At 63.2% G+C, this 5,199-nt stretch carries 2 protein-coding genes and 2 rRNA genes; 3 read left to right on the top strand and 1 reads right to left on the bottom strand.

Features of this window, described 5'->3' with window-relative positions:
* Window positions 1-3: 3 nt before the first annotated feature.
* Window positions 4-116 (top strand): 5S ribosomal RNA (rrf, locus tag GM672_RS27075).
* A 381-nt stretch (window positions 117-497) separates the two neighbouring features.
* Window positions 498-2,522, top strand: coding sequence for an esterase-like activity of phytase family protein (locus tag GM672_RS27070; protein ID WP_229417976.1), 2,025 nt, complete (start codon window positions 498-500; stop codon window positions 2,520-2,522).
* A gap of 15 nt (window positions 2,523-2,537) precedes the next feature.
* Here the strand turns inward: GM672_RS27070 and GM672_RS27065 are convergent, their stop codons facing one another.
* Window positions 2,538-4,643 carry a TonB-dependent receptor family protein gene (locus GM672_RS27065; protein ID WP_155473604.1) on the bottom strand — a complete coding sequence of 702 codons (2,106 nt, stop codon included), beginning with the start codon at window positions 4,641-4,643 and terminating at the stop codon, window positions 2,538-2,540.
* Window positions 4,644-5,107: 464 nt separating this feature from the next.
* On the opposite strand from GM672_RS27065, the gene GM672_RS27060 reads away from it, so the two are divergent.
* Window positions 5,108-5,199, top strand: a 16S ribosomal RNA gene (locus tag GM672_RS27060); the annotation flags it as partial.

The raw sequence follows: 5,199 nt of genomic DNA, 5'->3' as shown, positions 1-5,199 counted from the left end.
ATGCCTGATGACCATAGCAAGTCGGTCCCACCCCTTCCCATCCCGAACAGGACCGTGAAACGACTTTGCGCCGATGATAGTGCTGCAACCAGTGTGAAAGTAGGTTATCGTCAGGCTGTTATATAGAAAAACCCCTGTTGGCTAACGCCAGCAGGGGTTTTTTGCATTTCCGAGTACTCAATCGCCAGCCCGGCATTGCCTGGCTTTGCCCCCCGTACAGTGATCTGGGCGGGGGATTTTTGCATTCAGTGGCTTTGCTCGGACAGGCATGGCCTGCCTTCGCTCCGAATGGCGCGTGCTGTTGGGGGATTTTTGCATTGGTGGCTGCTCTATCGCCAGCCTGGCATTGCCTGGCTTTGCCCCCCGTCAGTAATCTGTTGAGGGTTTTCTTGCATTCGAAGCCGCCTTTAACCAGAAGAACGGCATCTTAGCGCTGTCATCACCAGGTCATGCCTCGGCCGTACACTGCGCCTCTTTCATCCGAAGAGGAACGCATCATGCTGCCACGCCTGTCCGTATTGTCACTCGCCGTCGCCCTCAGCGCCTGCGGGGGAGGGAGCGACGACGATCCAGCCGCACCCTTGCCAGCCAGGGCCCAGGTCAGCGGTGTCTTCCTGGACAGCGCAGTCGAAGGACTAGAGTACGTGTCGGGTAGCTCGGCACGTGCCATCACCTCGGCGAAAGGCGGTTTCACCTGCACGGAAGGCGATGCCGTCGGCTTCACGCTGGGCGGCATCAACCTGGGCAGCGCGCCTTGCGCGGCCACGCTGACGCCGCTGCAGCTGGCAGCGAGTACCGACGTCACGGATGCGAAGGTCGTCAACCGGCTGCTCGCCCTGCAGCTGCTGGACGAAGACGGCGCCCCCGCCAACGGCATCAAGTTCGGCGCCGGCGTGCGCATGGCCCTTGCTGGCCGCAACTTGGATTTCAGCGCCTCCGCCGACAGCTTCAATGCGGCGCTGGCGGCCACCCTGACGGCGGCAGGTCCCGGCTATGCGACGCGCACCGTGGACGCCGACCGCCGCATGCTGGTCCGCGAGCATTTCGAAAACACGTTGGCCGCCAGCATGAACAGCCCCTTCGCTGAAAAATTCACGCAGGGCGCGGTCGACGTCAGCGTCACCCGCTACCAGATCCAGGCGGACAGCAAATTCCACATCCCGTACGAGGGTAGCAATGCGAAGGTGAAGGAAGACTTCCCGCTGGGCTTCCTGCCGTCTTTCGGTTCCTCCATCGCTTTCAAGGGCGTGGCCGCCAATGGCGACCTGGAATTCTACGGGTTGACCGATCGCGGTCCCAATGGCGACGGACCGAACGTGCCGCCGCTGGGCGGCTCGGGTATCACCGGCAGCAAGATCTTCCCGGCACCAGGCTTCACGCCGTCGATCGGCATCATCACCGTGGGCAAGGCGGGCGCCGTGCTCAATGCCGTCATGCCGATCAAGGTGTCGGCCGCCGTCAACAGCACCGGCCTGCCCATCCCTGAAGGCTCCCTCGGCAATTCCGCCGAGATACCCGTGATGGATGCGATGAAGTTCGACGCCGCCGGCAAGGCAGTCTTCAACGCGAATGGTATCGACAGCGAAGCCATCGCCTTTGACAAAAAGCGCAACGCCCTGTGGATCTCGGACGAATATGGTCCCTTCATCGTCAAGGTCGATGCCGCCACTGGCATGATCCAGAGCCGCCATGCGCCCGGCACTGGCCTGCCGAAGATCTTCGCGAAGCGCCGCGCCAACCGGGGCATGGAAGGCTTGAGCCTCGACACCTCCACCGACCGCCTGCACGGCTTCCTGCAAAGCCCCTTGAGCGACGGCACGGCACACTACGCCGTCACCGGCAAGAACGAGCAGGTCGAGCGCTACGCCCGATTCACGCGCTGGATCGAGTTCCACCCGGCCGCCGGCGTCACCACTCGCATGTACGCTTACCCCATCGACGCGGCAGACTACCAGGATGGCCGCACCGGCAACGCCAAGCTGGGTGACGTGGTCGCGCTGGGGAACGGCAAGTTCATCGTCATCGAGCAGGGCGCCGATCCCAAAGGACGTGTCTTCAACCGCCTGATGCTGGTCGAGGTGGGAGCCGCCACCGATATCGCCGGCGCCGCATTCAATGCCGACACGTCGGACCTGGAAAAGAGCTCGATGGCCGGCAGTGCCGTCAACGGCGCCGATTGGTCGAAGGTAGTGCCGCTGAAGAAAACCCGGCTGCTCGACCTGAACGCGATCGGCTGGCTGGCCGAGAAGGCGGAAGGGCTGACGGTCGTCGACGCCACCACACTGGCCATCGCCAACGACAATGACTTCGGCATGAAGACGAAAGTCTTTACACCGTCGGGTGCAGCGGTGGCCGATGCCGATGTCACGAAGTGCAACGTCGATGCCGCCGGCGCGATCGTGACCAGCGGCGCGGTGGGCTGCAACGCTGCCAATACGATCCGCGTTGCGCCGGGGACGGACGGCGAACGACCAAGCCGCCTGTGGCTCATCAAGTTCGGCAAGCACCTCGCCAGCTACTGATCGTGCGCCGCGACGTCAGAACAGGTACTGCGCGGTGAAGCCCGCCTGCCAGTTGCGGCCCGGCGCGGCTTCGTAATAGCGTTTGCTGGTGTCGCCGACGATGACGGAGCCGACATACGTCTTGTCGAGCAGGTTATTGAGCCGCACGAATTCGCGGATGCGCCAGTTTCGCAACGGTTGCTCGGCCTGCAGCCGCAGGTTCAGCAGGCCGTAACCCGGTGCCGCTTGCTCGCGATTGGTGTCTTCCGCGTAGACCTTTGCACTGGCCAGGGCCTCGATGGCCGCGCCGTACCGTCCCTGTGCTTCCTTCCACGCCAGCTCGCCGTATGCGGTAGCGCGTGCCACGCCGGGCAGGCGGCTGCCTTCGGCGACGCTGCCAAAGGCTTCATCGTAGATGGCGCGCAGGCCCGTCACCGCGGCGCGCGCCGTGAAGCCATTGCCCCACGCGCCATCGAACGACACCTCGACGCCCTGGCGCAGCGTCTTGCCGGCGTTGCGGTAGCTGGTGCGTCCGCCGCTGGCCGCATCGACAATCAGCTCGTCGCGCGTGCGCACCTGGAACAGCGCCACGTCGACGCGGGCCGACTCGGCCAGCCGGAATTTGGCGCCGGCCTCCATGTGCGTGCTGCGCGCGGGACGCAGCCCGAAATTGAAGCCGCCGCCGGTGCCCGAGTAGAACGATTCGTTCAAGGTCGGCGTCTCGAAGCCTCGCGCGGCGCTGGCATACACATTGACCGCCGGGCTTACCTTGTAGAGGGCGCCGACGACGGGCGTCGTGCGCGAGAACGTCATGCCGCCGCTGTCGTTGCCATTGGCGAGGAAGTGGTCGTCCACCTCGACCTTCACGCGGCTGTGGCGCAAGCCACCCGTCAGGCGCCACGCGCCGCTTTGCCATTCGCTTTGCAGGTATGGGTCAAGGTTGGAGACGATATCATTCTCGTCGCGCCGCAGTGCGCCGCGCACGCCCAGTTGGCTGCCGACGAAGTTCTCGAAACCCCTGCGGTCGTCGCTGGAGCGGTCGTAGTCCAGGCCCACTGTTGTGCGCAGCACGCCGCTGTCGAAACGGCGTACGTCACGCCAGCTGACGGCCGCGCCGTAGAAGTCACGGTCGAAGTCCACCACGCCACCCGAGTGGGACGCCGGCGCCTGGAACGCGCGCGAGAAGGCCTGGTACTGCACCACTTCGCGGTTGCCGCCGTAGACCATCAGGTGCAGCCGGTTCTCGCCGAAATGCACGTCGTAGCTGGCGCCCGCCTGCTGGTGGTCGATGCTCTTGCGGGTGTCGTATCGTTCGGCGAACGTGCGCTTCGGCGTGGCCGTATCGGCAGGGTCGGTCTCGCCCGCGCGGGGATCGCGCAGGTAGGTCGCCCACTGCACGCCGAGCGGGTCCTGGGTGTCCTTCTGGCGCAAGCCGCTGGCCACGATCGTCAGCTTGCTGCGCTGGTCCGGCTCGAACGTCAGCTTGGCGAATGACTGGTCGCGCCGTGCCGCGCTGTGATCGCGGTAGCCATCGGTATCGAAGCGGGACAGGTCGATTACATATCCCAGCGTGCCCTCACGGCCCTGCGCACTGACATCGGCCTTGCGCGCACCGTCGCTGCCGCCCATGACGGACATCTCCACGGAGGCGGGTGCCTTGCCTTCCTCCGTGAACAGCTGGACGACGCCGCCGGAGTGATTACCATACAGCGCGGAGAACGGGCCACGAAGGACCTCGATCCGCTGGGCGCGATCCAGGTTGAAGGTGGCGGCCTGACCCTGGCCGTCGGGCATCGTGGCCGGGATGCCGTCCGCGATCAGGCGCACGCCGCGCACGCCGAAGGCTGAACGGGCACCGAACCCGCGCGACGAAATCTGCAGGTCCTGCGCATAGTTCTGGCGGTTCTGCACGACCAGGCCAGGGACGGCGACGAGCGCTTCGGAAGCGTTGACCCGCATCTGTGCGTCCCGGATGCGCGACGCATCGATAACGTCGATCGCGGCGGGAATTTCCTGGCTCACATGCTCGATCCGGCTGGCAGTGATGACGACGACGTCGTTGATAGCTTGGGCATAGGCGCCCGCGAAGGGAAAGGCTGCGGCGACAGCAGCGGTAATGGCAGGGCGGGAGAAACGGTGCATGGACAATGATGGGTGGATTATTTGGCAACTAATATAACCTGCCAAAGAAAAGCGTGCCGCCCCTCTTGCAGGAGCAGGAATCGTTTGCTATAGTTCTGTCCCTGCCGCAGCGTAGCGTGAAAAACGAAACGAAGCGGTGGTAGATGAAAGCGCCAGGCGCTGGAATCGAAGGGGTTGACGACCTGCACGAAACACCGCATAATCTCATCTCTCTGCTGCTGACAAACACAACGATTTGTCGGGGTCGCAAGACCAGCAGCAAGCGCCTTAGGGCAGAATTCTTTAACAATCAACAGTCGATAAGTGTGGGCGTTTGATGTGATGTGCCCGAGACTTCGGTCTCGATGCTCAAAATATAGCATTAAACGTCTACACAAGTAATTAAAACGTGACCATCGAAAGATGGAATCGTCAGTATTCTTGAGTAGATGACCTCCGATAGCAGTATCGGAAAAACAGAGATTAAACTGAAGAGTTTGATCCTGGCTCAGATTGAACGCTGGCGGCATGCTTTACACATGCAAGTCGAACGGTAACAGGGAGCTTGCTCCGCTGA

Source organism: Pseudoduganella buxea (assembly GCF_009720835.1).
Classification (GTDB): domain Bacteria; phylum Pseudomonadota; class Gammaproteobacteria; order Burkholderiales; family Burkholderiaceae_D; genus Rugamonas; species Rugamonas buxea.
Note: the sequence above shows the minus strand (reverse complement) of the source record. Positions and strands in the feature narration are given on the sequence as shown.